Raw genomic sequence first — 26,931 nt, 5'->3', positions numbered from 1 at the left:
GCCAACACATTCCCCTCAACGATCAAACAATCGGTCGACAAAGGCTACCTCAGACCAGCCCCTGTCCATTATGTCACCAAGCATTTACAGCAGCGCATAGAAAGCGATCATTTCAGGGTAAAGAAGAACATGCCCAGGATCGGTGGTTTCCGATCCTTCCATACAGCGAGACGAACTATCGCAGGTTTCGAAGCAATGCTGTGGCTCAAGAAAGGTTTTGGCTTCGCAGGCCAGTGGACCGTTCGTGAACAGAATGATTTCATTGCTCTCCTCTTTGGAATTCAAAAAGTTAACGAAGCATGAAAATGAGATTGTTCACGGGGTAAATGCACCCGTTGATAATCTTTGCGACGGGCCCGTTTCGAGGCTTGCTTCCTGTCGCAGATCAAATCCAAGACTTTCCATCCGACCAAGTAAACTCCCTTGGCGATACCGAATGTCGGCGAGGTCTATTGAAATGGCCTCGGCATCCCAGCGAAAATTGGGCCAGTCCTGTCGTTCATGGATCCACGTATTGCTCATCTCACATCCTGCGGCGAAATTGCGGCATAATCACCGCACATTTTAATGAGAACATGCGTCCCATTCGCCGCAGGGTCAAGGATTTGTTCCCAACTGAGCATCGAAGAGAAAAGGCATATTTAAAAGGATACCGTGTGTTTCAGAGATCCACTTCGGTTCAGTCATCGATCCCCTTTCGGATGCTGCATTTAATTGAGAATATAGTTTTTTGAGGGGCTGACAGGCTTTATAGAAAAAATCCAAGCAATCCTATAATCGCGTCGAGCATCCATCCGTGAGACTGTCACAGTTGATCAGCATGAGCGGACCAGCTGTGCCGTCGTAACGATAAGAAACCACACGGTCGTTATTGCTCTCGCGTACTATTGATTAGTCCTGCTTATCACCTCATGCACATCAAAGTGCATATTACGATTGCCCTTAACGGCCTAAAATCTCTCAGCAATACATAAGTGAATCCAGTTGAACTTTCGAGGCATCAAGCCTGTTGCCGGGGCGGTGATTGATTTTCTCGCCGAACGAAAAGCAGGCATTTCGGTATGTTCGAAGCCAATGAACAAACCATCCAGTTGGTCCCTCGGAGCACTAGAACAGAAAGCCTCTCTGTACCCGCAAACACCCTTTCCAGTTTCGGGTTCAGGCTGTGGGCTTAACTGGGTATGTCAAAGCAAGAAGTTTGAGAGGCTATTAACAACATGACTGATATCAGATATTCCGACCCGGGCGGTCGTGGACACGAACGGCTTAGGCCACTCCTTCATACCATCGGAACTATTGCAGTTGCAGCTTTGGCCTGGGCAACGCTTGCTTCGTCATCCTCTGTTGCTCAGTCCGTTAGCATCGACTCAGGATCATTGCGCGGCGTTACCGAGGACGGTGTCACAAGCTTCAAGGGGATCCCCTTCGCCGCCCCGCCAGTTGGCGACCTTCGCTGGCGAGCGCCCCAACCCGTAGCGCCGTGGGGTAATGAACTCGATGCGAGCAGTTTCGGCAAAGATTGTGCGCAGATACCGTTCGGCGGTAACGGGGAAACGCTGTTGCCGAATTCTTCAGAAGACTGCCTCTACCTCAATGTTTGGCGTCCCGCAGAAACTGCTCCCGATGCGAAGCGACCAGTAATGGTCTGGATTTACGGCGGTGCTTTTCTGGTCGGTAGCGGGGCTCGTCCGAGCTATTCGGGCGTTCCCTTCGCCAAGGATGGCGTCATTCTGGTGACATTCAATTATCGCCTCGGGCGCTTGGGCTATTTTGCCTTCCCGGCCCTGACACAGGAGTCCCCGGACGAACTCAAAGGCAATTACGCCTATATGGATCAGATCGCGGCCCTCAAATGGGTACAACGGAATATTGCATCATTTGGTGGCGATCCTAACAATGTTACAATTTTCGGCGAGTCGGCGGGAGGTGTCTCCGTGCACACGATGCTTTCCTCTCCACTGGGACGAGGTCTTTTTCACAAGGCGATCATCGAATCCGGTGGCGGTCGGAATGGCATTCTGACAGGCATACCCTTTAGTGAAGACCAGCCGGGTGTCTTGTCGGCGGAAACGATTGGTGTAAATTTTGCGCATGCACACGGTATAGAAGGAACCGATGCTTCTGCTCTCGCAAAATTGCGCCAACTCGGCACACTCGAAGTTGTGAATGCAGGCCAGACGGCACCTCACAGTTCCGATACTTATTCAGGTCCAATTCTCGATGGAAAGTTGGTGGTTGAGACAGCCCAAAGCGCCTATGAAGCAGGTCGCCAGGCGCGCGTTCCGCTTATAATAGGTGCCAACAGCGCCGATTCCGCTGGTATAAGTCTTGGAAGCACGAAGGAAGAGGTGTTTTCCAGTTTCGGAGAGCGCAAAGCCAACGCCATCGCGGCCTACGATCCGGACAGAGCCCTCTCCCCTGCCAAGCTCGACTCGCTAGCCAGTTCCGATCGGGGCCAAGCTGAACCGGCTCGCTTCACCGCCAGAGCCTTCGTGTCGCAAGGCAATCCTGCCTATGTGTATCGTTTTTCCTATGTTGCCACGGCATTGCGTGAAGCACTTCCAAACGGAGCGCCGCACGGATCCGAAATTCCCTATGTTTTTGACACTTTGGGAACCAGCGCCTATGGGCCACCTACCCCGCCGTCAACCGCTGAAGATCAAGCCGTTGCCGATGTGATGCATGCCTACTGGGTTAATTTCGCAAAAACAGGAAACCCGAATGGACAGGGCGTTACCAGCTGGCCAGCTTACGATCCCACTATGGATGAAATCATGGATTTTCGGCCGGATGGATCGCAGTTTGCTGGCCCCGATCCCTGGAAGGCGCGTCTGGATGTGACTGAATACGCCTCGGAACAGGTAAATCACTGAGAGGTAATGGCCACAGGAAAAATTGGTCCCGTACCACACGGGCTCAATTATTCCTGCAATGATCTAGAAAACTTGCCTGGGAGAATAGACACGATGAAAGCTAACAATTCAGAGCTCGAAAGCGAGCTCCTTGCGTCCTGGACTCAATTCCGTGAAGCTTTGGTACGCGGAGACACTGATGCTCTCAGAACGCTGCTGGATGATGATTTCAAACTCGGCCATATGACTGGTTACCTGCAACCACGGCAGGAATGGTTGAAAGAGATAGAGGCGGGAGAAGCTGTATATCATTCCATTCAGGATGCAGAAGTCACTGTACATCTCAAGACAGAAAGCCGTGCGACAGTAATCGCGAGAACAAGAACAGAAGCAACTGTTGGAGGTACAAAAGGCCAATGGCAAATGAGCTTTGTGACTGAGTATATGAGAAGGCCTGGCGACTGGGTAGCAATGCAGACCCATGGTTCTGCCTGGTGACAAGCCCATATGCAGCTCTCAAACAAACACCAAAAAGGAGGAACAGCAAATGACACAGGGAATTGAAGGCAAAGTTGTCGTTATCACCGGAGCAAGCAGTGGTCTTGGAGCCGAAACGGCGCGGCATCTTATTCAAGCCGGTGCCAAGGTTGCTTTGGGTGCTCGTCGCCTCGACCGGCTCGAAGCCCTGGCTGGTGAGCTGGGCGACGAGAATTGTGTCGCCGCCAAGGTTGATGTAAGTGATCGCGGGGCCGTTACCGCATTGGTCGATCAAGCGGTCAAAACTTTTGGACACATCGATGTGATGATCAACAATGCGGGTATCATGCCGCTCGCACCCCTCGAACTTCTCCGCTTCGAGGAATGGGACCAATGTGTCGATGTGAATATCAAAGGTGTTCTGTGGGGCATTGGTGCCGCTCTTCCGCACTTCAAGGCGCAAAAGTCCGGTCAGTTCATCAACGTCTCGTCGGTTGCGGGCCACCGGGTAGGCCCCGGCAACGTGGTCTATTCGGCTACCAAGACAGCGGTGCGGGTGATCTCGGAAGGGCTCCGCCAGGAAGTCAAACCCTACAACATCCGAACCACTGTTCTTTCTCCGGGGGCCGTCGCAACGGAGCTACCCGCTTCGGTCAAGGCTGAAGGCTTCGCGGAAGGTGTGGCACAATTCTATGAATCCACGGCCATTCCGGCGTCGAGCTTTGCGCGCTGCGTTCTCTTTGCGATGAGCCAGCCAGAGGATGTCGATATCAATGAAATCCTGTTCCGTCCGACCAAACAGGATCTTTGAGATAGTCATAACCTACGGTGCCCCGCTTCTGGCGGGGCACCAAAATATCCTTGGGTCAGCGCGCAGGTTTCCAGTTTCCATCAGGAAAATCGGTGCCAACACTCACGCCTTTCCACGCCTCGAGCTCGGTAACCTGAGCGTCGAGTTCGGCACGAGCATTTCTCAAGGCATCACTTCCCAGCAACAAGCGGAAGGGAGGATTGCTGCTCCCGACGATATTGATCAGGGCGCGCGCACCCCTTTCGGGATCGCCTTGTTGGGTGCCGTCGGTCGTGTCGTTTTCCTTGCGCCGTGGACCGGCGGTTTCTGCGTAGTCCTCGATATTTGCCTTTGCCTGCTGTAGCGAGCGGCCTGCAAAATCGGTTCTGAAGGCACCCGGCTCGACGACGATGACGCGTATGCCCAACGGCGCCAACTCCTTGCGAAGTGCATCCGACATGCCTTCGACGGCGAATTTGGTTGCCGAGTAATAGCCGGACCCCGGTGCGGCGAGCCGTCCCGCGATCGACGAGAGATTGACGATGGTCCCGCTTCTTCGCGCACGCATGCCAGGCAAAACCGCTTTGATCATTGCGACCGTGCCGAAGAAATTGGTGGCAAAGAGGCCCGCGACTTCGTCATCATCGCCTTCCTCAACCGCCCCGCGATAGCCGTAGCCGGCATTGTTGAGGAGAACGTCAATCTCGCCAAACCGCTGTTCGGCAAGTTTTACGACGCTCTCGATCTGAGCTTTGTCGGTTACATCGAGCTCGGCCGCAACAGCCCTGTCGGGATATTGCGATACGAATTCATCGAGAGCTTGTACGCTACGCGCTGTTACGACAGCATTGAAGCCGGCTTCAAGGACGGCACGGGCAAAGCTCTTCCCGAGGCCGCTGGAGCAACCGGTAATCAGCCAGGTCGTCATGGCATTTTCCTTCCGAATGATTGGTTTTCAATGAGACGATGATTTTCCGAAGGTAACCCCTTCACTCCGATGCTCTCTCCTCTTCACGGTGAATGAGACAGAGAGAGCATCTGGAGTTCGATTGCCTTCCAAGGTTTAGCGCGCCTTAGCGGCCGACAAGAGCCTGATATTGAGGCGAATAGCGTTCTCCTTGCACCGGGTTGGCCAACAATGCCGCTTCAATTTCAGCAAGATCTTCGGCGGAAAGCACCAGATTAACGGCACCAAGATTTTCCTCAAGGCGATGGAGCTTGGTGGTTCCGGGGATCGGGACAATCCATGGTTTTTTAGCCAACAGCCAGGCAAGAGCAATTTGAGCGGGCGAAACACCTCTCAATGAAGCGATTTTGCTGACCACATCGACCAGAACCTGATTTGCTTTTCTATTTTCCTCGGAGAAACGTGGGACGCTGGTTCTGAAATCACTTGAAGAGAAGGTTGTGTCTGCATTGATGGCCCCAGTTAGGAAACCTTTGCCCAACGGACTGAATGGTACAAAGCCAATGCCCAACTCTTCCAGTGTCGGCAAGACTTCCTGCTCCGGTTCTCGCCACCAGAGCGAATATTCACTTTGGAGTGCGGCAACCGGGTGTACCGCATGGGCTTTGCGGATCGTGCTCACACTCGCTTCCGACAGTCCGAAATGTTTGACTTTGCCCTCGAGAATAAGGTCCTTCACAGCACCGACAACCTCTTCAATTGGCACCTCGGGATCAACGCGGTGTTGGTAGAAGAGATCGATATGATCTGTCCGCAGGCGTTTCAAAGAAGCATCGGCCGTTTTTCTTATATGGTCAGGACGGCTGTTAAGAATTCTTTCAGTTGATGAGCCGCCAACATTGAAGCCGAATTTGGTCGCGACGATGACGTCGTCGCGCAATGGTTCCAGCGCTTCACCCACGAGATCTTCATTCGTGAAAGGTCCGTAGATTTCGGCGGTATCGAAAAAGGTCACGCCGCGTTCAACTGCTGCACGGATGAGGGCAATGCCTGTTTGCCTGTCTACAGCAGGACCATAAGCATGGCTTAATCCCATGCAACCAAGACCAAGAGAACTGACTTCAAGGCCACTGTTACCGAGTTTGCGTTTTTCCATCTTTTATCTCATTTTCAATCGAACGTTTAATTTCAAATATGTCTATCCGGAATGGTAATTGCGAATCTTTGAAAGATAACAATCTATTTTCAAGAGCAGGCTGTTAGGTATGGCGAGTGCTTTGTTGTGCAATTTTTTATTGGAACTAAGCTAATTCCCGCCTCTGGGTCTTTTTATCGAGGCGGGAATTTCTGGTTTTGAATTTATGCCATCATTTCGATTGGGACGGATGGCATTGGCTTCAGCCTTTCTCCGGTGCTTCCACCCCAGACATCACCTGAACAGCATCAGGCAAGCGTGCTCCCTCAATCTTGATTGCACGAACAGCGGCATTGAGTTCTGTGAGCTCATCGCTTGTAAACGTTACAGACGTTGAGCCCACATTCTCGACCATGTGTGCCATCTGTGTCGTGCCAGGGATTGGCACGATCCAGGGTTTCTGTGTCATCAACCAAGCCAGAGCGATTTGGCCCGGTTGGACATTTTTTCGCTTTGCCCAACTCTTTACAAGATCAACAAGAACCATGTTCTTTGAAAGGTTTTCCGGCTGGAAACGACCTTCAGTTCCGCGGAAATCGCCTGCTGCAAAACGGGTTCGTTCATCGATTGCCCCATTGAGAAAGCCAACGCCGAGAGGACTCCATGGAACAAACCCGATGCCGAGTTCTTCGCAGGTTGCCAGCACATCGTCTTCCGGACCTCTCCATAGCATGGAATACTCGCTCTGAACGGCCGTGACCGGAAGAACAGCATGAGCTCGGCGCAAGGTTTTCAGTCCCATTTCGGACATGCCCCAATGCAGGACCTTGCCTTCATCTATGAGTTCCTTCACTGCACCAGCAACATCCTCAATGGGAACTTCAGGGTCAACGCGATGCTGGTAAAGAAGATCGATGCGGTCGGTGCGTAGCCGCTTGAGCATGCCTTCCACAGCCAGTTTGATATGGTCTGGCTTGCTATTGAGGCCGCGTCCAAATGCACCTGTTTCAAGATCGACATTGAAGCCGAATTTCGAGGTGACTACGATATCGTCACGGAACGAACTAATGGCCTCTCCCAGAATACGTTCACATTCGTGCGGGCCATAGGCTTCCGCCGTGTCAAAGAAGGTGACACCGTGATCGAATGCCGATTGAATGATCCGATGCATCTCCGAACGATTGGGAATTGTTGTCGGATAGGCCCGATGCATGTTCTGTATACCGATGCCGATGCAGGAAACTTCGAGCGTTCCGAGCTTTCGGCGTCCTTCAACACAGATCGGCTTGATACCAACAGCTTCTGCTTTGGCTTCTTTCACAAGAGCTCCTGCGACTGGGGCAAGCGCTAGCCCACCAGCTGCTGCCAGTATGCTTCTGCGATCAAAGCCTGATTTTGATTTTTCTTGGTCTTCATGTTTCATGGGATTATTTCCATTTGAAATCTATGATCAATACTCTCTGCTCTAGAGCTTTTCGCCAAAGAAGGTCGTCAGCTTGGCCATTGCCTGATCTACATATTCAGGAACCCAATAGGTCTGGATGTGTGTAGCTCCATCGATCAGAAACAGTTCCTTATCCTCAGTACCCGTTGCCTTTTTGAAGGCATCTTCCGTCATGTAGAGGCTGTCTGCCTTGCTACCCGCGATCATCAGAAGAGGCTGATTGATTAGATCCATACTGCTAGACGCATCCCAGCTCATGAGGCTGAGAAGGCTGCTCAGAGGATAGTTGCCCGATGAATTCGGATGAGAATGGGTCTGGGCGTAATAAATATAGCCTTCGCGATAGAGATCGACCGGGATCTTCGCGATCTGTTCTTCTGTCAAAGGCGCTGGGTCGCCGCTCCGGATGTAGGGAATTTCGCCTCCGGCAGCTTCTTGGGCTCGAGCATCGGAAGCCTGCTTCAGACGTTCCTGAACAGTATCGAGTTGCGAATTCATATAGCCGTTTCGCCGGACAATGCCAGTGTTGAACATGCTGATCGTTGCGAGCGCAGCAAAGCGTTTATCGGTTTGGGCAACTTTCACCGAATAGCCGCCACCACCGCAAATGCCCAGCAGTCCCAGTCGAGCGGCATCAACGCCGGCATATTGCGTGATATAGTCAGCCATCCCGCGGATGTCTTCTGTACGGTTAGCGGGAGTATCTGTGCTACGAGGCTCACCACCGCTGCCTCCCTGATAGGCAGCGTCGGCGGTAATGGTGATATAGCCTTGTTCAGCGAGACGTTGAGCATATAAGCCAGCAACCTGCTCTTTCACGCCACCATTCGGATGCGCGACGACAATAGTCGGATAGTTCCCATTCGGGTCGTAGTTTGCAGGGGTGTAAATATTGGCGGCAATGTTAATACCGTACAGTTTGTAGGTGACCGGATGGATATTCACGGCTCCTTCCACATTTTGTGTTAGCGCCCCTTCATAGGTCAGGGTGAACGGGTTTTGTTTGTAGTCTGCAGCAACGGCAGGGCCCGAAGCGACAGCAAGAGAAGTCGTTACGGCCAAGGTGCTGATAAGTGTCGTTTTCATGCTAATGACCTCACTCTGATTTATTGTTTTCATTTGAAGGATTACTGTCTCGACTTGCAAAGACGTCCTTGGCCTGAATGACCGCTGAAACCGCATTGGGCCATCCGGTGTAAAAAGCCAGTTGGGTGAAAACTTCTGCCAGTTCGGATCGTGTCACGCCGTTCTGAAGCGCCAGTCCGATATGACTTCGGAGCTGTTCTGGCCTGTTCAATGCAACAAGGGCGCTGACTGTGGCAAGACTACGATCTCGCTTTGACAACCCTTCGCGCTGCCAAACTTCGGCATAAAGGACGTTGTCGGTAAGCTCGGCCAGCTTGGGCGCCACGTCGCCCATGAGCTGTTGGGCGCGCGAAGGACCGGTTGGCTTTGAAGGTGCTTCCGACGCTTGATAGACAGTATCATTGACTTGATCGAACCACTCCGTGGAATGACCTTCCATTTGTTCCTGCACAGCAAGATGCGTCATTCCATCTGAGGCTGAGGCCCCATGCCAGTGTTTCTGGTTTGGGGGTATCCAGACCACATCGCCATTGGTGATTGTCTGGCGTAGCCCGCCCTCGAACTGCACATATCCTGTTCCATCAGTGACCACCAGATGCTGTCCCACAGGATGAGTGTGCCAAGCTGTCCGGGCTCCAGGTTGAAAGGTCACATAAGCAGCAGATGCTCTTGCCGGCGCCTCTGGTCCAAACAACGGCAGCACAGATGCCATTCCAACAAAATGCTCCGCTGGAGCGTTCAGGCTGGGGCGTTGTTCGCTTTTTGAAATATGAGCGGAGGTAAGTTCCTTGTCTGCGGGTTCAGCCACAACGGCCTGCGAAGATATCAAAAGGCCAGCAAGCAACGAGAAGGGAATTCTCCGCAGCTTTCGGGCGCTCATTGTAACTGTTCGCATGAGAAATCCTTGATCTGGAGAAACTCGGAATTGACATACTAGAAAATAGTTCGTCTTATATAATTCAACAATAACTCAAACATCGAACAGTCTATGAAATAGAACTGAACAATCATGAAGACATCTCTATCTGAATTGACCGCCTTTATGGCTATTGCCGAGCATCAGAATTTTCGTGCGTCCGCACGCGAACTGGGCATTTCACCCTCCGCATTGAGCCATACGATTAAGACTATGGAAGCCAATCTCGAGGTGCGCCTATTCAACCGAACGACGCGCTCGGTTGCCTTGACTGAGGCTGGGACCGAATTTCTTCACAGAGTCGGGCCGGTCATGGAGGAGTTGAAAAATGCCTTGGAGGATGTTTCCTCGATCGGCAACAAACCCAGCGGCACAATTCGGATCAGTGCTGCGGAGAGCGCTGGCAAATTGCTGATCAACGGGTTCCTGCCAGACTTTTTGAAAGCCTATCCCGAAATTCATGTCGAGATTGTTGATGACACTCGCTTCATCGATATTGTCGCTGAGGGATATGATGCCGGTATGCGCATTCTTGACGACATTCCTCAAGATATGGTCGCCATTCGACTGACAAAGGATTTTCAATTCATGGCAGTGGCATCACCACAATATCTTTCTGTTCACGACGCACCTCAAAAGCCACAGGATCTCTTCGACCATCAATGTATTCGCTTTCGCTTTAGAAGTGGTGCCCTCTATCCCTGGGATCTGGTGCGCCATGGGCAGAGTTCCGATATCAATGTCAATGGCCCCATGACACTCGGAAACTCTAACCTGATGGTCGATGCGGCACTGGCCGGGATCGGGATTGCATGGGCCCCTGAATATCTGGTTGTGCCACACTTGCAAAGCGGTCGCCTGGTTCAGCTCCTCAAGGAATGGAGTCCAACATTTCCCGGCGTAGGCCTCTATTATCCCGCGAACCGGCATCCACCAGCGGCCTTTCAGTTGTTTACCCAGGCTTTGAGAAAATGGGCAATTTCTCCCATTTGAAATCGCCCATTTCGGATTTCATCCACCCGGTCAGTCCGCGAAAGAAACCGCTTCAGCCCGCTGCCTGATGACTTCAGCTCCGCTCGGAAGCAAATAGCCTTCCTCAATCAGGCCCTTTGCCTCGTCATTGACCGCTTTCAGATAGCTTTCCCGATTTCCATAGCGAGACAGAAGTTCTGCCGTGCTAAGATCAGTTTGATATCCAGACAAAGTGCAGAATATGGTTGGACCATTGATTTTGTAGCTTGTCGTCGGAACCGAGAATTCAGGAAGCTGGAGCCCGCCTTCAGGAAGACCTTCAGGGTCATGTTTGACTTTTCCAGCTTCATCGCGAGCAAACATTTTGCTTGCTGCTGCGGGCTTGCCTCCAGCAGTCCAGAGCTCGACGGAGCGAAGTGCTGATGCAAGTACGTTCCCAGTCTCAATCTTGGAGTAGGACGGAGGAAATGTGCAGTTTTGAGATGCCAGCATCTGGGTGAATGTCTGCGGACCCGACGGCCCCATGAGGGACTTGTCTCTCAAGACCATGCCATCGACATAGTCACGCCCATAAACTGAGCTATGAGCGGCACCTGCGAGATCCCAAACGCGAGTGAATTCGCTCGTTGTCGTCGGAGCAAAGAGGTCCGCGGTCGCTTCAGAATTGACACTAATTGCTGGGACTGTTTGATCACTGCGCAACTGTGGAGCAAGATCATACATCACGAACCCGTCAAACAGATTAGTAAGCGGCTGAATAGTATTATAATATACCGCTAAGCGAAAAGCAGATTGAGACTGGCCAATCGCAATTACCGATCGTACATCATAGTTTTCGAGAGGGGACGTGCCATTGCCCTTTGCCTCGAGTGCGGCAACTGTTTGGGAAAAGATATCCCATGAAAGCGGATCGCCGGGACACGCAACTCTTCCGCTACAAGCATCGATAATCGATCCGTCTGATGGATCCTGATTGTTCGCAGAAACTGTCAGAGTCTCATAGCGTTGAGGGCTCCAACTGCGCAATCGTTCAACCCCGATTGCCTGAGCAGATACAGTCGCGATGGCATAGCCTTCTGAGGTGAGAAAGTCATGCATCTCTGCGAATGCGAAGTCGATGTCTTGCCCCGCAGTCACATTCGTCCACTCAACAACCAGTGTCCCGTTGAATTTTTCTGGTCTGGGGATGCGAAGCAACACACGGCTCTTGTAGGACCAGCCATCGTCAATGATGCTTGCTGTATCCAGAGCGCCGATCGTTGCACCTCTATACCGATGGGCTTTGCCTTCAGTGAAATACTCGGTCTCAGTGTAGCCTTTTGACGACAGATCGATTGCAGCGGCAGACATGGGGGATGTTGCGGGAACATCGATCAGCGTCAATTTGGCTGGAATGGTCTCGTCCGCTTGGGCCGATAAAGTGGCAACACTGGCAATCAACATCGCCGATAAGTAGAGAGGAATGGTGCGGTGATAACGGACGTTCATTTTGTGGTCCTTCAATGATGGTTCAATTCGGTTCAGAGAGAGTTGCTTTTAATCTTTGGCAACTAGACTAATCCATTAAGCTGTGTGATATAATCTTCCAATATCTACAGACCAAATGAAGTAGAGATGCACAATCATGGAGCCCTTGAACGACCTTTCAAGCTTTGCCGTTGTGGCGGAAGAACTCAATTTCAGACGTGCTGCTGCAAGGCTCAATGTGAGCCCGTCAGCCCTTAGCCAGACAATTCGAAAACTGGAAGAGCGTCTGGGAATACGGTTGCTGATGCGCACCACGAGATCGGTCGCCCTGACCCCTGCCGGAGAAAGACTGTCTGCGGCTGTCACCGACGGACTTTCGATTATTCGTCAAGAAATCGGCGCCATGAGCGCGCAATCGGACGCTCCTGCGGGGCACATAAGGGTCAATGCATCAGAGTATGCGGCTCTCCGCATTTTGGAGCCGGCTTTGCGGGATTTCTTGCCCGATTATCCGAAAATTTCGGTCGAAGTGGTGATTGACAATGGCTTTGTCGATATAGTCGCACAGAAATTTGATCTTGGCATTCGTGCGGGGGAAAGTGTCGAACGAGATATGATTTCGTTTGCCGTTCGCCCGGAAGAACCCATCCGGATCGTTGGGTCACCTGAATATTTTGCCCAGCACGCAAGACCTGAGCATCCCAACGATCTTCTCCAGCATCACTGTATCAATATGCGTTTCTCGGGCAGCGGAGAGTTATTTCCATGGGAGTTCGAGAAGGATGGAAATGCATTTCGTGTCCGGGTACCTTCCCGTTTCATCGTCTCAGGCGCGCAAATTGCCAAGAACGCCACGATTACCGGGATGGGGCTTTGCTACATGCCGCAAGACCTCGTTGAGAAGGATTTGGCGGAGGGAAAGCTTATCTCTGTTCTTGATGAGTGGACTGTTCCTCTCGCCGAACATCACGTCTATTATCCCAGCAGATCCTACCAAACGACGGCCTTATCGCTTTTTCTCAAACATCTGCGCGCGTGGGGCAAAGAGCAGTTCCGCAGTCTATAGGGCAAGATCCCTACGCGCGTGGAGCGTTTCCACCCCGCGGAGGATCAGGTTCAACCCGAATGCCAGCCCAATCAGAGCTGACGCCCAATGGAGAAAAAACGGCAAGACCGATTGGTTGAAATCCCACATCGCTAGCGAATACTGAAAAGCGAGCCTGTCCCAGAGTCCGACAATCATGCCACTCCTAGCGGCCTGAGCGGAAATGGCCATGGCCGTTACCCAGCCTGTCATCTTCAGCCAACCGGGAAAATCTCGCTTTGCAACGAACCGCAAAGCAAGCGCAAGAATCCTGTTCCAGTTGACGCCGACATGCATCGCAGAAAGGGCGATTGCCCAGTAGGCCGAGAACCAGTGAATTTCCTGCATGACGAACACGCGTGGCAAGGGCAATATCATTGTCAGCGTGTGCGATAGAAAAACGCTACTGATCAGCAGCGCCAACAGTGCAATCGCCAGCAGGAGGCCAAGAACCAGATTGAATAATCGCTGAGGGGTCCACTTTCCTTTTGAAAGGCTCTTCCACCAGAATAGATTGTTTGCGACATGTCGAAGGACGAGGAGCAACAAGGCGCTCCCCACGATTTCATGCACCCCATTGCCCAGCCACCAATAGGCAAATGCCAAGACCAGAAGAGCAAGCAGCAGCCCATCCAGCATCAGGCGCGGCAAGGGCCTTGTCCAATGCACACTCATTGGCCAAACTGCCGAGCGTCGGAATAGGTAAACATATACTGACGGTCCTGCCTGGACATATGGCAGGAACGGCAGCGTTCCGTATTCTCATCCATGTTGATCGAGCCATCGGGCCAGAACCATTGGAATTGCCAGTCGTCAGTCCGGCTCCGTTCGTCATAGTCTGAACCGAAGCCTTCGCCCTTCTCCATTACGAACAGGCGATAGACACTGCCTTCGCGCCTGTCCTGCAAGATGACCTGAGCACCATCCGGCAGCTCTTTGCCTGCTTGTAACGCATCGAGCGCTTCGCGAGAGGTATACATGAACTCGGTTATTTCTCCCCGCTTAACCGTGGAATAGTGAACCAAACCATCGATTGTCTTATTGTCTGGAAAACGGACCCGGTTCGGCTCGGAGGCAGCAGCAAAGGTCAGCAAGCCTGAAAGAACGAGGCTGGCAGAAAGGGTGGCGAATGGCTTTCCCATTTGGGTCTCCCTTGGTGAAGGTTCGCCCGGCCTGTAAGGCGCGAGACTGTTATCCCTAAAATTTAGGGGCTGCCATATCGCATGATTAGGTGGTCTATACGTATAAGCCCTATAAGCAGGGCAGATTAATCAAAGGCCGAAAGACTATGTTGGGGTGTTCAATTAGTGAGGACAATCAATTTGGAGTCGACTATAAATCTGTGCCACGAAACCCTTTCCGGTATTTCGAAAGCAGGTTGGAAGTTTATGCTGATCAGTATTGAGGGGACTATTGCCAAGCTTTTCAAACAAAGCCGTTTGGTGCGCCGCATTTTTGGCGGCCGATGCCACGGGCATGGAAGATAACCGCCGCGATAAGGCTTAATCTTCGGATAGCGACCGGCCGGTAGGAAACGAGCGAGATCCTGTTACAAATTGAAGACAGAAGAATTTGCTCTGAAATGATGTGGCAGAGGCATCCACGGCATCAGTTGACCTCATTGACTTCAATAAGTTTCGAATGAACAAAAATAAGCAACCAAATCAAAATACGCGTTGTATATGCAACCAATACCATTACGGCAATATAGTCAAAGTAGTAAACTACAGCAGGTTCCTCAAAATTGAAAAATGCAAAATCGACCTGCAAAAGCAGATATGCCATCATGTTACGGCTGATAAAAACGTAAGCTCCGTAGATACAGAAAGCTATTGTGACCAATGAACTGAGTTTTCGGATGAGCGATTGTTCGGCAATTTGCCAAAGTCGCGAGAGGAAAACTGCCAACATCTTCCAGTGTACTCCCAGATGTATGGCAATAAAAATTTGCAGCCAATGAACACTGGTCATGTGAATTTTTCGTACAAGATCTGACGAATTATGAATAAACAGATTAGGCAGCACGTTTCGCGACAGCATGAGTCCACTAATTATGGACGCAAGAAAAAGAAAAAATAGTGCAATATTTGTAATTATTTTCAATATTTCGAATAAGTCATAATCTCTTTGAAAAATTCTTTTCATCCAATCAAAATTTAACATCAAATGTACAATTGAGATGGAAAAAATTAGAATCCCAAGTAATTCATGTGTTCTTTCGGTCCACAAGTGAAACCCCATAAGGGATCCCACAATAAGAAGCATCAATAAGTCTTGAATAATCTGTAAGATGTATTTTCTCTGCACGATGCAAGCCTACTCTAAAGAGATGTCATTCAACCAATTAACAAGAATGTCTTCGGTAGAATTTTTTGCCACATCATCTCTCGATATGCTGAACGCGTCGGTTTCGACATTTGCATTTGGCTGAAGAGATTGGATTGCTTGTACCGTTCCTGAAAGGCGACTTCCTCCATGAGTGGAAAATGGGATGATCTTCTTTCCGCTAAAATCATTCTCTTCCAAAAACGTGTGGAGTATCATTGGCATTTGATACCACCAAATAGGGTAGCCAACAAATACTGTGTCATATTGGTTCAAATCAGGAATTGGGTGTTGTATGGCAGGCCTTATTCCGTCGCCTTTCTCTTTACTCGCCAACTCAACCAAGGGCTCATGGTCGCGAGGATAGGGACGTGTCGGCTCTATTCTGTACAAATCGGCACCCAGTTCGTCCCCGATCAGTTGAGCAATATACTGGGTGGCACCAAAGATCTGCTGGTTCTTTTTCAAAAGACTTGCGCCGGAAACAGCGTCTACTCCATCGAGTGCAACATCTTCCGGTTGAGAAAAATAAGCTACTAATATTTTCTTCTGACGAGCGACACTATTATTTCCTTCAGCATGAGATGGCATCTGAGCAAATAAAGAGATTAAAGTTGCTGAAATTATATAATTTAAATACTTAAGTATTTTCATAATATATTTCCTTTTCATTTTTGTTAATTATGCAGTTCAACTAATTGAACTGCATATGTTCTACACAAACAGAGGAGTAGAACCACCAAGGACCCATTTGTTAGGTTCGTTCGTTACGGAATTAAGGCGCGGCCACAAGTCTACCTCGCTATTCACGAGGTAGACATTCTTGAGCTTACTTTGTTGGAAATTCGGGTCGCATTGGGCCTCTTCGAGAGGCCTTCTTGCCTGAAAACTTCAGCGGGTAATTCCTAAAATTCCACTCGTGTGATTTGCAGGCGGTTGCCCGACAAGCGAGATCGATGAGTCACAGGCCGGTCATTTCCATCAAAGGGGCAGGAAGGCGATCACCGGTGATAGCAATTGCATCGGCTGCTTTGGTGAGTTGCGCGACGTCCGCTTCGCTCAGAGTGAGGGAAAGGGTGCCGAGATTTTCGTCCAGCCTGTATTCCTTTGTGGTGCCCGGAATTGGCACGATCCAGGGCTTCTGAGCCATAAGCCATGCGAGTGCGACCTGGGCAGGGGTTGCGCCCTTCTCAGTTGCCATCAGACGGATCTGATCGACCAGCGCCAGATTGGCCTTGCGAGCTTCGGGTGCAAACCGCGGGACAAAATTGCGGAAGTCATCCGGCGCAAAGACCGTGTCCATCGTGATCTGGCCCGTCAGGAAGCCTGCGCCCAGCGGGCTGAAAGGTACAAAGCCGATACCCAGTTCTTCGAGCAGATCCAGAAGGCCTGCCTCAGGGCCTCGCCAGAAGAGGGAATATTCGCTTTGTACGGCTGATAGAGGCAGCACAGCGTGGGCGCGGCGGATGGTGTCAAGACCGGCTTCGGAAAGCCCCCAATGCAGGACTTTGCCTTCGCGAACCAAATCAGCCATAGCACCTGCAACATCCTCAATCGGAACATTCGGATCGACGCGATGCTGATAGAACAGATCAATATGGTCGGTCTTGAGGCGTTTGAGGCTGGCTTCTGCGACCGCCTTGACATGCTCCGGCCTACTGTTGGTGCCACCTCGGCGCTCGCCGGTTTCAAGGTCGATGTCAAAGCCGAACTTGGTGGCGATCTTCACCTTGTCGCGTACAGGAGCCAGCGCTTCACCAACAAGGACTTCGTTGGCAAAGGGGCCATAGGCTTCGGCGGTATCGAACAGGGTCACGCCCTTATCGACCGCGCTCCGGATAAGAGCGATCATGGCGTCATGATCGGCTGCCGGACCATAGGCGGAGGTCATGCTCATGCAGCCAAGACCCAAGGCTGAAACTTCCAGAGAACCAAGCTTACGTTTTTCCATTGTGTTGTCCTTTCTTATTGTTTTTCTGATGCTGGACGCAGAATGAACATCCATGAAACGAGGAGAGCTGCGAGAACAAACAGGGCGCCACCCTGCAAGGCGTGAGCTGTTCGTTCGGCGATGGCGAGGCGTGTTGCCCCTGTTGTGGAGGTGAGCGCGGCCAGAGCCACGAGCAGGGCAAGACCGAGGGATGATCCAAGCTGATGGGCTACATTCACCGTACCGGATGCAGCGCCCACATCCTCGGCTTCCACGCCGGCAATACCGGATGACGTGAGCGGTGCCATGGCAGCCCCCTGACCAAAGCCGACAAACACCATCGGCAGCATGATCTCGGTCCAGAGGTTGCTGTCTATTCCCAGGAGAGACAGCCAGGCGAGCCCGATACCACATGTCAGGTAGCTCGCCATCAGGACCGGGCCGCGACCGAACCGAGCCATCATCTTGGGCACATTCATCGCGGCAACAAAGTTGACGAAGGTCGCGGGGAAAAATGCGAGCCCCGTTTCGGCCGCGGTGAGCCCCAGAACCTCCTGCATATATTGCGCAAGGAAAAAGTAGAAACTGACATTGGCACCAAGAAACAGCACCCGGGCACCGTAAGCACCGCCCCGCTCGGCGTGGGTCAGCAGTCGCAAAGGCAGCAGTGGTTCATGAACCCGCGCCTCATGAATGAGAAATGCCGCCAGAAGGACAAATCCGAGAGCAAGCACGCCGAAGGATCCCCAATTACCCCAGCCTTGTTCTGCAGCATGAACGGATGCAAATACCAGCGCTCCGAGTCCCACAGTTGACAGAAGGGCGCCCAGAACATCGATTTTGCCGGCAAAGCGATCCGTCTCCTTGACGTAACGAAGCGCGACGATTAACAGGCCGATACTGATCGGGAGATTGATGAAGAAACCGGCTCGCCAGGAAATCATATCAGCCAGCACACCGCCAAGCACCATGCCAAAACTTGCTGAAACGCCTGCGGCGGCAGCATACCAAGCAACGGCACGATTGCGCTCTTCTCCTGCCGGAAAAGTCACCTGCAACAGGGAAAGCGTGGAGGGAGCAAGAATGGCGGCCCCCATTCCCTGTACGGCTCGCGCGGCGACGATGAACCCGGCGCTCTGCGCAGAGCCAATTGCCAGAGATGCCAGAGCAAAAATGCTGAGGCCGATCATATAGATCCGACGCCGACCATAGAGGTCTCCCAGCTTGCCACCCAAAAGCAGAAAGCCGCCGAAGAAAAGCGTATAGATGCTGGAAACCCATGTGAGACCTGCATCGGAAAAGCCTAGGTCCGCCTGCAATCGCGGCAATGCGGTCAATACGATTGAAATGTCGAGAACGATCATCGCATAGCTGAGCACCACAAGGATCAGCACCGCTCTGGTATGGAGAGAATTGTCTTTTTGTTGCATTGAGAGATCCTGTATTTAGTCATTGACCCTTTTGGCCTTGATGCAAATATATATTCTGAGTTATTGATCTATTAGATCGATAATTGCGGATGTTGTTATTAGAAAACAGGCATAATCAATGCGCCGTACTTTCAATGAACTCTATGCATTCACCGTGGTTGCCCGACATCGCAGCTTCACGCGCGCGGCTGCCCAGTTGGGCATGTCTCAATCGGCCCTGTCCCAGACCGTCAAGAATCTGGAAGAAGATCTGGGGGTGCGGCTGTTGACCCGCTCCACACGCAGTGTCTTTCCAACCGAAGCAGGGGAACGCCTGCTATCGCGTCTTGGGCCCCAGTTTGACGACATGGAAGAGGCTCTGGACGAATTGAACAATGTACGGACAAGCCCACGGGGAACCATCCGCATCAGCTCGGGAGAACATGCCGCGATCACGCTTCTGCAACCAAAGCTCACTTCGTTCCTCTCGGACTATCCCGACGTGTCTGTCGAAATTGCCGTCGATGCCGGGATGATCGATATTGTGGCTGAAGGGTTTGACGCTGGCGTTCGGCTTGGCGAACAGGTCGCCAAGGACATGATCGCCGTTCGCATCAGCCCCGATATTCGCATGTGCATGGTAGCCACCCCAGACTATCTGTCCCAATATCCAGCCCCGACCACGCCCGAGGAGCTGACGAACCACCGCTGCATCAATACCCGCATGCCGACACATGGCGGCGTCTTTGTCTGGGAAATGATGCAGAATGGCGAAGAGATAAGGGTTCGCGTCGAAGGGCCCGCGACCTTCAACAGTCTGCCACTGAGGCTGGCTGCGACCCTTGATAGTGTCGGCATCGGATATATGCCCTTCGATGTTGCGGCGCCCCACATCACCGAAGAGCGATTGTTGCCGGTTCTGGAAAGCTACTGGCCAACGTGGGACGGATACCATCTCTATTACCCGAACCGTCGCCAGATGAGCCCGGCTTTCCGGCTACTGATCGACCACCTGCGCCATCGCTGATGGCAGGCAGGGCCGAGCTATTTGGCAGCCATGCCACCTAGTCCCTTTTCTTCGATCCATGCGGTTGCAAGATCAGCGATCTGCTGGTTGTTGAGGTCCGAGAACAGGAAGTGGGTATTGCCATGGATCCCCTGTTCAGGCAAATGCACCAGCGTCGCGTCCCCGCCGTGACGATTGATGGCAGCCACCCAAAGACGCGCCATCGCCAATCGAGTGCGCCAGTTGTCGAGTCCGAAGTCATCGGTGGGGTCTTCCGGGATATTGTCGCCATAGTAGACCACGATCGGGATCTCAGTGAGTTTGGCGAAATCCTCCGCGGACACAGGTTCGGGTTTCAAAGTACCTGCAGACCCTGAGATCGGCTCTGGCATCTCGTTTTCCGGGAAGACATAACCGCTGCCCGGCTCGTAAGAAATGACGGCCTTCACGTTGGCATTCTTAATTGCGGTCAGCCAGCCCGGCCCACCGGCCTGAGAATGGGTGACAAGAATAGAAGGACCGATCTTGTCGATGAGGGCCGAAACTCCATCGCTGACAACCTCAGGATCAAAGGCACCGGTGTTGGGTGTAACCGAGCGGAGGAATTCGATAAGCGTATCCTCGGAGGTATCAAACTGGACATTGTCAAAATAGTTCGGCCATTGCCCGATCCGGAACATGTCAAAGAACAACTGGTCATATGCGGTGGGCTTGACCTCGGCGGCAACCGTGCTGTTGCCCGCCTTGCCGCGACGTGGCTGGTCAATGGTGTGCACGGCAAAATGACGACGGAGCATCAGCGTCTGGAAACCTTCGCGACCATCCGCAGTAGTCTCCCAGCTTTTGCCCGACTGAAAGGCGCCATGCCAGAGTACCAGCGGCAGCTCTCTAGGCGCTTCCGGCACCTGATAGAAGCTATAGGCATGATCACCATGGAAGGTTTGACCGGCTGAATTGAGAGGCGCCTTGTTGTCGAAGGTGCCTGCTTCTGTGATCACGGTGCCTCCAGCACTGAAACTGCCCTGATCAATGATGGTCAGAGGCTCAAAGGCCCAGACGGAAGAGGCCAGCGAAAGGCTGACAGTTGCCGCAAGAAAGAGTGTTTCCAGTCTCATGGAGCATCCTTGTTTTGAGAGGTTCATGAATGAAGTCTTCCAGAAACCCTAACTCAAGCTGCCCAACCCGATTAGCTACATCTTCTCGATCAAGCTTATTAGTAAGATCGATGAATAGGAAACGAATGATCGCTATTCATTCAACCTGCTTATGGTTGTTAGAAAGACAAGCTGGCTAATCAGGGATGCTCACCTCTCCTAAATTGAACACAAGATCACACAGGAGAGAGCGGAGCCACACCATGGGCTATTCAAAATCTGACTTCCGTATTAGCAAGCATTCGCTGAAACGCCTTGCCATCGCGATGACCTGTCTGACCATCGGGTTGGGAGAAGCCGCAGCACAAGAGTCCCCCGGTGGGGATGTCTCAAGTCAATCAACGGCTTCCGATGCGCCTCCGATCACTGTGCCTCTGACAGGCGAAAGCACGATCGGCGAGCTGCTTTCCCATCCAGCTCTTCGAACCTTTACCACCCATATATTGCCATGGGCCAACAGGAACTATCAGGAGGATATGCCGCTTACCCAGATCGCCCGGCTCCTGCCTTATCATAGCGACGTCAACTTGGAGACCGTGCTTTCCGGGCTTAATCGTTTGATCGAACTGCAACAGCATGGTGCTCCCGTCTTCCATGAAATCTACTCAGAGGAAGAGCGAGCACGGCGGTCAGATCTTGATGAAGCGGGGCTGTTCTTCTTTCCCGGCAAACCCGGTGCCCCCTTTGCGATTATCGCTCCTGGTGGCGGCTTCTCCTATGTGGGATCCGTTCATGAAGGGTTCCCCTATGCAATGGTGTTGGCGGAACTGGGCTTCAACGCCTTCGTTGTAACCTATCGAACCGGTCAGGGTGGGCAAGTTGCAACGCAGGATATGGCCCGCACCGTTGATTATGTTATGGCCAATTCGACTGTATTGCAGGTCGCAACAGACGGATATTCGGTTTGGGGCAGCTCGGCTGGAGCACGGATGGCGGCATATATTGGCAGCCATGGACCGGATGCATTTGGCGCCAACACCACAAAACGCCCCAGTACCGTTGTCATGGCCTACACCTCCCATCGCGACATCGGTGAGACGGAACCGCCAACCTACGTGATTGTCGGAGAGCGCGACGGCATAGCCCCGCCCTCGAGCATGCTGCCACGCGTCAACGCACTTAAGAAACTCGGCACGGACGTGGCCTTTCGCGTTGTCCCCGACATTGGTCATGGCTTTGGAGCCGGAACGAACACCCCGGCAGAAGGATGGATCCGGGAAGCCGCTTCTTTCTGGCAGGCACATCTGCCGGAGAATAGCCACCGCCTTCTTCCCGCTCATCAAAATCAGGAAACAAGCAATTGAAAAATTCCAAAAAGATCAATCGCCGGAATGCCTTATTCCAACTCTACGGAGCGGCTCTTGGGTTTGGAGTGGGAACCAGTCTTGTGGCTCAAGCTGATCCGCTGCCGGTGAACAAACGTTCCTCTTCAACGCTTGTCGCCTACCTGAGCAGAAGTGGCAACACCCGCGTGATCGCTGAAACTCTCGCAAGACAAATGTCGGCAGACCTGTTCGAAATCAGGACGGTGGAACCATATCCCGATGACTATCAGGCTCATGTGCTCCGTGCGCGTCAGCAGCAGGAAACCGGTGAACTACCCGCACTCTCAGGCGATTTTCCCGGTCTTGATGGGTATCATTCGGTCGTTCTGGCCTTCCCAATATGGGGGCGGGACATGCCAGCACCGGTTCGAAGCTTTCTTGCAGATTGGGACATGGGCAACAAAACCCTGTTTCCTTGCATCACGCACGGCGGTTACGGACCAGGCCACAGTCTCGAAACTCTGGGGCAATTGGTTCCTGACGCCCAGATCAAACCTGCCTTCATCAAGCAATGCGATTCCGAGCGGGACACAATCAGCCTGCTGGCTGATTGGACAGCAACAGTGATGCCATCCTGAGACATTCATTCATCAGGCGAATAAGGCCAATCATCGAAAGCCCGGTAATCAAGAGCCAAAACCGCAAGTACCCTAAGAATGAAACAGGATGGGAAACCAGCCTGAAGCTTTCGAAACAGACGCCGATCCTCACCAGAGACAAAATGCGTTTCAAGCATTGTCGTCTCTGTTTTTCCTCAGCATAGAAAGGGAGATTTCCCATGCAGAAAGACGAAGGCAAAGTCACCAAAAGCCCAATCGCGCGCCGTAGCATACTTGCCGCAGCAGGTGGGTTGGCGCTGGCACCTCTGGCCGGAGCTCTGGTTACCAAAGCTCATGCCCAGACAACGAATGAACAGCAGACAACGGTCAAAGGCCGCAGAATGCTCGGCTCTCTGGAGGTGTCTGCTATCGGCATGGGGGTGCAGAACATGCATCGCGCCTATCCGACGACGATTCCAAATCGCTCAGAGATGCTCAACATCATCCGTACCGCCTATGATCAGGGTGTCACATTCTTTGATACCGCAGAGGTCTATGGGCCGCATGAATGTGAACGCATTCTGGGAGAAGCAATTTCGTCCTTCCGAGATCAGGTCGTCATCACATCCAAATTCGGTTTTGACGTCGATTTCGAAACGGGAGAACGCCGTGGCGGACGGAACAGCAAACCAGACCATATCAAGTTGGCGGTTGAGGGCATGCTCAAGCGCCTGAAAACGGATAGGATCGATCTGCTCTACCAGCACCGCGTCGACCCTGAAGTCCCCATTGAGGATGTCGCTGGCGCCGTGAAGGATCTTATGGACGAAGGCAAGGTTCTGCATTGGGGCATGTCTGAGATGGGGCTCAAGACCTTGCGTCGCGCCCACGCTGTGCTTCCCCTGACAGCGGTGCAGAGCGAATATTCCATGGTTTGGCGTGGACCTGAGCAGGAGGTTCTGGCGACGTGCGAGGAACTGGGTATTGGGTTCGTTCCGTGGAGCCCACTGGGCGTGGGCTTCCTGTGTGGTGCTATCGATGAGAGAACACGGTTTGCAGAAGGGGACTTCCGCGGTCTTACGAGCCGTTACCAGCCGGAAAACTTGCCAAATAATTTGGCACTGTTTGAGCTGGTCAAAAGCTGGGCAGAGCGCAAGGATGCACAACCGGGTCAAATCGCCCTCGCATGGTTGATGGCACAGAAGCCATGGATTGTGCCGATTCCGGGCACAACGCAGATGGCGCATATGCGAGAGAATGTTGGTTCGACATCCGTGGAATTCACAAGTGAAGAGCTGGCAGAACTCAATACGGCGGTTCGGGCAATCAAAATCAAGGGCGCTCGCCTGCCTGATGCCGTTCAAGCCATGTCCGGCGTTGAGGCCCCGGAAAAGAGTTAAACCGTAAGCGACGAAGCCTTCCAGAAGAAGGCAGAGGAGTGTCCGGTTTATGCCCCATCTCAGTTTTGCAGCAATTCGAACAAAGCAAACTGAGGTGGGGCCTCATCTTCTAAGCCAGGAACGGACGATTGGAATTCAAACTCTCCTTTGTTCGAATATGAGACTCAATCAGCTTTCAGACATCTTTGACTTTATACGTGATGGCGGTCTCCTCTCGTCTGGCGGATAGGTTGGCACAGGATTTTTAGAGATCAACGGTTCACCAATAAACTCTCCCCCGGCGCATTGCGCAAACAGGCTGGATAACGCCCACCGCACGGATGCGGCAGGCATGATTGTTTCAGCTTACCGACCAGATGCCGGAGCGGCGGAGAAGCTGTAATGGGTGAATTTCCATTCCTCACCATTCTGGCGGGCGAGCAGAAACAGCTCCTTGTAGGCAGCGGGCGCTGCAGGTTGATCAGAGCCATTCACTTTAACGGTTCCGCTCGAATGGCTTCGCAACAGGGCGGCATCAGGCCCCAGTAGCTTCACCTCATCAATGGAGAATGTAAGCTTCAGGGCAATTGCCTTAAAGGTTCCGTCATAGGCGGCAGTGACAGCCTCGCTGCCGACCGCAGCAGGAGAGTCAGGCGCCATTTGCACGCCGTCAGCGGTGTAAAGGTCAACAATCGCCGCCGTATCAGCAGCGTTGAGAGCTTTTTCGTAAGAGGTCAGAACATTCCGGATGGCGGCCTTGTCAGTGGCCTCATCAGCGAACGCTCCTGCGCTAGAAGTCAGCAGCAGTAGGGCCGGAATCGCAGCTTTGAGAATGAATTTCATGGTCTTTCCTTTCGTCAATTCAGGATGCAGATGGCGCGATCCATGCCGGCGCGACCGTTGGGCCACGCCCAAGGAAGAAACCGAAATGGATATTCATTTCGCCGATAGGCTCAAGAAAACGTGCATTGGAAAGCGGACCGGCATCAACCGGCTCGAAACCGATGGAGCGCGCCAGCTCGGTGACGGTCTGTTTTGCGCCATCCTCATCGGACGCGACAAAGACCTGCAGGGTCGCATTGGGGCGCGCCTCTGAAGGCAACAAAGCGGCAAAGATGGTGTTGAAGGCCTTGACCACAGAGGCGGACGGGATGAGCTTCTGGATCTCTTCTGCCGCCGAGCTGGTGTGCCCCACAGTCAACCCCTTGAAGTCTTCTGTGATCGGGTTGGTGATGTCAATTACCACCTTGCCGGTCAGGTCTCCGGCCTCTTTCAGAACAACTGGCACAGCGCCGTATGGCAAGGCCAGAATGATGATATCGGCAGACTGGCTGGCAGCGGCGATGCCGCCACCATTCACCGAAGGACCAACAGCTTCAGCAGCGCTGACCGCTTTGGCAATATCTCGCGCTCCAATCGTGACCTCGTGGCCCGCTGTAGCGATGAGACTTGCGAGACCAGACCCCATGCTGCCTGCACCCAAAATAGCAACTTGCATATTCGTTTCCTTTTGTTGTTTTTGTAACTCTAGATGTGAAACGAAGGTTGCACTAAAAACTAATTCGGATAAATATCTTGATTTTAGATAAATAAAAAACGGATAGTTTATAATGGATCGCTTGACCAGCATGGCTGCTTTCGTTCGTGCGGTGGAACTGGGTTCCTTTTCCGCCGCTGCCGGTGCAATGGATATGTCACCCCAATTACTCGGCCGCCATATTCAATCGCTGGAGCAGTCGCTGGGTGTGAGATTGCTTCACCGGACAACGCGACGGCAGCATCTGACCGATGTTGGCCGCGATTTCTATGAGCGGGTCAAAATCATTCTGAGTGAAGTGGAAGCCGCAGACGCTCTGGCAGAAGAAACCCGCGCCATTCCGCGTGGTCGCTTGCGGCTCAGTTGTCCGGTCTCCTTCGGTATTCATCGGCTTGCGCCAGCCCTATCGGACTATCTGCAGCAATATCCCGAAGTCGATATCGATCTGTCGATGTCCAATCGCTATGTCGATCTGATCGAGGAAGGATTTGATCTGGTCTTTCGGGTCGGGGAACTGACGGACAGCAGTCTCATAGCCCGAGCGCTTTCCCCTTACAGGCTGGCCCTTTGCGCCGCACCGTCTTATCTGGCCCGTTGCACCCCGATCAACCAGCCTGAGGATCTGATCCAGCATGATTGCCTTGGCTTTTCCTATTCCAGCCTCAGGACACATTGGATCTTTTCTGGCCCTGATAAAGCCGTGACCGTCCCTGTCTCCAGCCGGGTGATGATGGACAGCGGCGAAGCGCTTCTCCCTCTTTGCCTTGCCGGGCTTGGCGTCATGTTGCAACCAATCGAGTTGGTGGAAAATGAAATAGCGAATGGAAATCTAGTTTCATTGCTGCCCGACTATCCGATACCAACACGCCCCATGCATCTGGTTTTCGCACCAGACCGGAGAATGACCCCGAAACTGCGTAGTTTCATCGATTTTGCGGTAGAACTATTTGGCGGCAATGGGCACGAGTGAAGCGACTTCGACTGTCGAAACCATATTACAGGGCGTGTCGCAAACTTTTGTCGTTAACCCAGCCTTGAGATTTTAACAGCGAGAAGATGCTCCGATTTGTTGAAGGAGCACCGTATGATTCTCAATGCCATTGCCGAAAAGCTTAAACGGAAATCGAGAGATGACTTCAAGGGCAGACAATTTGAGGCATGGCTGATCATTCAGGCGGTGTCCTGGTATCTACGTTA

Annotated in this window: 26 protein-coding genes and 3 pseudogenes; 12 read left to right on the top strand and 17 right to left on the bottom strand. The window is 52.5% G+C overall.

From position 1 onward, the window contains the following. The coding region (locus BM258_RS23615; protein WP_139229378.1) for a DDE-type integrase/transposase/recombinase at window positions 1-303 on the top strand (303 nt) is incomplete at its 5' end. 12 nt (window positions 304-315) lie between these two features. Here the strand turns inward: BM258_RS23615 and BM258_RS23610 are convergent. Further along, window positions 316-522 carry a DUF4172 domain-containing protein gene (locus tag BM258_RS23610; protein WP_090075701.1) on the bottom strand — a complete coding sequence of 69 codons (207 nt, stop codon included), beginning with the start codon at window positions 520-522 and terminating at the stop codon, window positions 316-318. A 695-nt stretch (window positions 523-1,217) separates the two neighbouring features. On the opposite strand from BM258_RS23610, the gene BM258_RS23605 reads away from it, so the two are divergent. The 3 genes from BM258_RS23605 to BM258_RS23595 all read left to right on the top strand — a co-directional run bounded on the left by BM258_RS23605 (window position 1,218) and on the right by BM258_RS23595 (window position 4,140). Further along, window positions 1,218-2,873 carry a carboxylesterase/lipase family protein gene (locus tag BM258_RS23605; protein ID WP_090075700.1) on the top strand — a complete coding sequence of 552 codons (1,656 nt, stop codon included), beginning with the start codon at window positions 1,218-1,220 and terminating at the stop codon, window positions 2,871-2,873. A gap of 93 nt (window positions 2,874-2,966) precedes the next feature. Then, window positions 2,967-3,350, top strand: coding sequence for a nuclear transport factor 2 family protein (locus BM258_RS23600; RefSeq protein WP_175528231.1), 384 nt, complete (start codon window positions 2,967-2,969; stop codon window positions 3,348-3,350). A gap of 49 nt (window positions 3,351-3,399) precedes the next feature. Continuing rightward, entirely contained in the window at window positions 3,400-4,140 is a 741-nt protein-coding gene (locus BM258_RS23595) for an SDR family oxidoreductase (RefSeq protein WP_090075703.1), read from the top strand. A gap of 55 nt (window positions 4,141-4,195) precedes the next feature. Here the strand turns inward: BM258_RS23595 and BM258_RS23590 are convergent, their stop codons facing one another. The 6 genes and pseudogenes from BM258_RS23590 to BM258_RS25190 all read right to left on the bottom strand — a co-directional run. Then, entirely contained in the window at window positions 4,196-5,047 is an 852-nt protein-coding gene (locus BM258_RS23590) for an oxidoreductase (RefSeq protein WP_090075698.1), read from the bottom strand. A 145-nt stretch (window positions 5,048-5,192) separates the two neighbouring features. Then, entirely contained in the window at window positions 5,193-6,182 is a 990-nt protein-coding gene (locus BM258_RS23585; RefSeq protein ID WP_090075697.1) for an aldo/keto reductase, read from the bottom strand. Window positions 6,183-6,423: 241 nt separating this feature from the next. Continuing rightward, entirely contained in the window at window positions 6,424-7,584 is a 1,161-nt protein-coding gene (locus BM258_RS23580; protein WP_090075696.1) for an aldo/keto reductase, read from the bottom strand. A 42-nt stretch (window positions 7,585-7,626) separates the two neighbouring features. Next, on the bottom strand, window positions 7,627-8,691 hold the full coding sequence (locus tag BM258_RS23575; RefSeq protein ID WP_090075695.1) for an alpha/beta hydrolase: 1,065 nt from the start codon (window positions 8,689-8,691) through the stop codon (window positions 7,627-7,629). 10 nt (window positions 8,692-8,701) lie between these two features. After that, a pseudogene (locus BM258_RS24905) lies at window positions 8,702-9,043 on the bottom strand (carboxymuconolactone decarboxylase family protein); the annotation flags it as partial. Between the two features lie 45 nt (window positions 9,044-9,088). Beyond that, window positions 9,089-9,571 (bottom strand): annotated as a pseudogene (locus tag BM258_RS25190) ((R)-mandelonitrile lyase); the annotation flags it as partial. A gap of 129 nt (window positions 9,572-9,700) precedes the next feature. Between BM258_RS25190 and BM258_RS23565 the strand changes: the two are divergent. Then, window positions 9,701-10,600 carry a LysR family transcriptional regulator gene (locus BM258_RS23565; protein ID WP_210186868.1) on the top strand — a complete coding sequence of 300 codons (900 nt, stop codon included), beginning with the start codon at window positions 9,701-9,703 and terminating at the stop codon, window positions 10,598-10,600. Window positions 10,601-10,630: 30 nt separating this feature from the next. Here BM258_RS23565 and BM258_RS23560 read toward each other — a convergent pair whose 3' ends face one another. Further along, window positions 10,631-12,067, bottom strand: coding sequence for an alpha/beta hydrolase domain-containing protein (locus tag BM258_RS23560; RefSeq protein WP_090075692.1), 1,437 nt, complete (start codon window positions 12,065-12,067; stop codon window positions 10,631-10,633). 136 nt (window positions 12,068-12,203) lie between these two features. Between BM258_RS23560 and BM258_RS23555 the strand changes: the two genes are divergently transcribed. Then, window positions 12,204-13,112 (top strand): LysR family transcriptional regulator, encoded by a 909-nt coding sequence (locus tag BM258_RS23555; RefSeq protein WP_090075691.1) that lies wholly within the window; start codon window positions 12,204-12,206, stop codon window positions 13,110-13,112. On the opposite strand, the gene BM258_RS23550 is transcribed toward BM258_RS23555, so the two are convergent. From BM258_RS23550 to BM258_RS23525, 6 genes are all read right to left on the bottom strand, one after another. Then, window positions 13,107-13,805 (bottom strand): hypothetical protein, encoded by a 699-nt coding sequence (locus BM258_RS23550; RefSeq protein WP_139229377.1) that lies wholly within the window; start codon window positions 13,803-13,805, stop codon window positions 13,107-13,109. The two genes, BM258_RS23555 and BM258_RS23550, sit on opposite strands and share 6 nt — an antisense overlap. After that, window positions 13,802-14,272 (bottom strand): cytochrome P460 family protein, encoded by a 471-nt coding sequence (locus tag BM258_RS23545; protein WP_090075689.1) that lies wholly within the window; start codon window positions 14,270-14,272, stop codon window positions 13,802-13,804. Before BM258_RS23545 ends, BM258_RS23550 begins: the two co-directional genes overlap by 4 nt. A 466-nt stretch (window positions 14,273-14,738) precedes the next feature. After that, window positions 14,739-15,275 (bottom strand): DUF4405 domain-containing protein, encoded by a 537-nt coding sequence (locus BM258_RS24895; protein ID WP_280141805.1) that lies wholly within the window; start codon window positions 15,273-15,275, stop codon window positions 14,739-14,741. A 171-nt stretch (window positions 15,276-15,446) separates the two neighbouring features. Next, window positions 15,447-16,109 (bottom strand): flavodoxin, encoded by a 663-nt coding sequence (locus tag BM258_RS23535; RefSeq protein WP_090075687.1) that lies wholly within the window; start codon window positions 16,107-16,109, stop codon window positions 15,447-15,449. 307 nt (window positions 16,110-16,416) lie between these two features. Next, window positions 16,417-17,406 carry an aldo/keto reductase gene (locus BM258_RS23530; RefSeq protein WP_090075686.1) on the bottom strand — a complete coding sequence of 330 codons (990 nt, stop codon included), beginning with the start codon at window positions 17,404-17,406 and terminating at the stop codon, window positions 16,417-16,419. Between the two features lie 14 nt (window positions 17,407-17,420). Further along, window positions 17,421-18,815: an MFS transporter gene (locus BM258_RS23525; RefSeq protein ID WP_090075685.1), complete on the bottom strand. Its 1,395-nt coding sequence runs from the start codon at window positions 18,813-18,815 to the stop codon at window positions 17,421-17,423. Window positions 18,816-18,933: 118 nt separating this feature from the next. Here BM258_RS23525 and BM258_RS23520 point away from each other — a divergent pair, with 118 nt between their 5' ends. Then, window positions 18,934-19,821 (top strand): LysR family transcriptional regulator, encoded by an 888-nt coding sequence (locus BM258_RS23520; protein WP_090075684.1) that lies wholly within the window; start codon window positions 18,934-18,936, stop codon window positions 19,819-19,821. A gap of 17 nt (window positions 19,822-19,838) precedes the next feature. On the opposite strand, the gene BM258_RS23515 is transcribed toward BM258_RS23520, so the two are convergent. Next, window positions 19,839-20,915, bottom strand: a complete 1,077-nt coding sequence (locus BM258_RS23515; protein ID WP_090075683.1) for an alpha/beta hydrolase — start codon at window positions 20,913-20,915, stop codon at window positions 19,839-19,841. Between the two features lie 242 nt (window positions 20,916-21,157). On the opposite strand from BM258_RS23515, the gene BM258_RS23510 reads away from it, so the two are divergent. The 3 genes from BM258_RS23510 (at window position 21,158) to BM258_RS23500 (ending at window position 24,218) form a co-directional block, all read left to right on the top strand. Beyond that, window positions 21,158-22,258 carry an alpha/beta hydrolase gene (locus BM258_RS23510; protein ID WP_244544821.1) on the top strand — a complete coding sequence of 367 codons (1,101 nt, stop codon included), beginning with the start codon at window positions 21,158-21,160 and terminating at the stop codon, window positions 22,256-22,258. Beyond that, a complete protein-coding gene (locus tag BM258_RS23505; protein WP_090075682.1) occupies window positions 22,255-22,857 on the top strand; it encodes a flavodoxin in 603 nt (200 codons plus the stop codon). Before BM258_RS23510 ends, BM258_RS23505 begins: the two co-directional genes overlap by 4 nt. A gap of 200 nt (window positions 22,858-23,057) precedes the next feature. Beyond that, entirely contained in the window at window positions 23,058-24,218 is a 1,161-nt protein-coding gene (locus BM258_RS23500; protein ID WP_090075681.1) for an aldo/keto reductase, read from the top strand. A gap of 345 nt (window positions 24,219-24,563) precedes the next feature. Here BM258_RS23500 and BM258_RS23495 read toward each other — a convergent pair whose 3' ends face one another. Together BM258_RS23495 and BM258_RS23490 are read right to left on the bottom strand one after the other, a co-directional pair. Continuing rightward, entirely contained in the window at window positions 24,564-25,040 is a 477-nt protein-coding gene (locus tag BM258_RS23495) for a YybH family protein (RefSeq protein WP_090075680.1), read from the bottom strand. Between the two features lie 19 nt (window positions 25,041-25,059). Then, entirely contained in the window at window positions 25,060-25,827 is a 768-nt protein-coding gene (locus BM258_RS23490; RefSeq protein ID WP_139229376.1) for an NADPH-dependent F420 reductase, read from the bottom strand. Between BM258_RS23490 and BM258_RS23485 the strand changes: the two genes are divergently transcribed. Together BM258_RS23485 and BM258_RS24355 are read left to right on the top strand one after the other, a co-directional pair. Next, entirely contained in the window at window positions 25,808-26,704 is an 897-nt protein-coding gene (locus BM258_RS23485) for a LysR family transcriptional regulator (RefSeq protein WP_090075678.1), read from the top strand. The two genes, BM258_RS23490 and BM258_RS23485, sit on opposite strands and share 20 nt — an antisense overlap. 114 nt (window positions 26,705-26,818) lie before the next feature. Next, window positions 26,819-26,931, top strand: a pseudogene (locus BM258_RS24355) (IS6 family transposase); the annotation flags it as partial.

Source organism: Cohaesibacter marisflavi (genome assembly GCF_900115225.1).
Lineage (GTDB): Bacteria > Pseudomonadota > Alphaproteobacteria > Rhizobiales > Cohaesibacteraceae > Cohaesibacter > Cohaesibacter marisflavi.
This window is presented reverse-complemented; position numbering and strand designations above follow the sequence as displayed.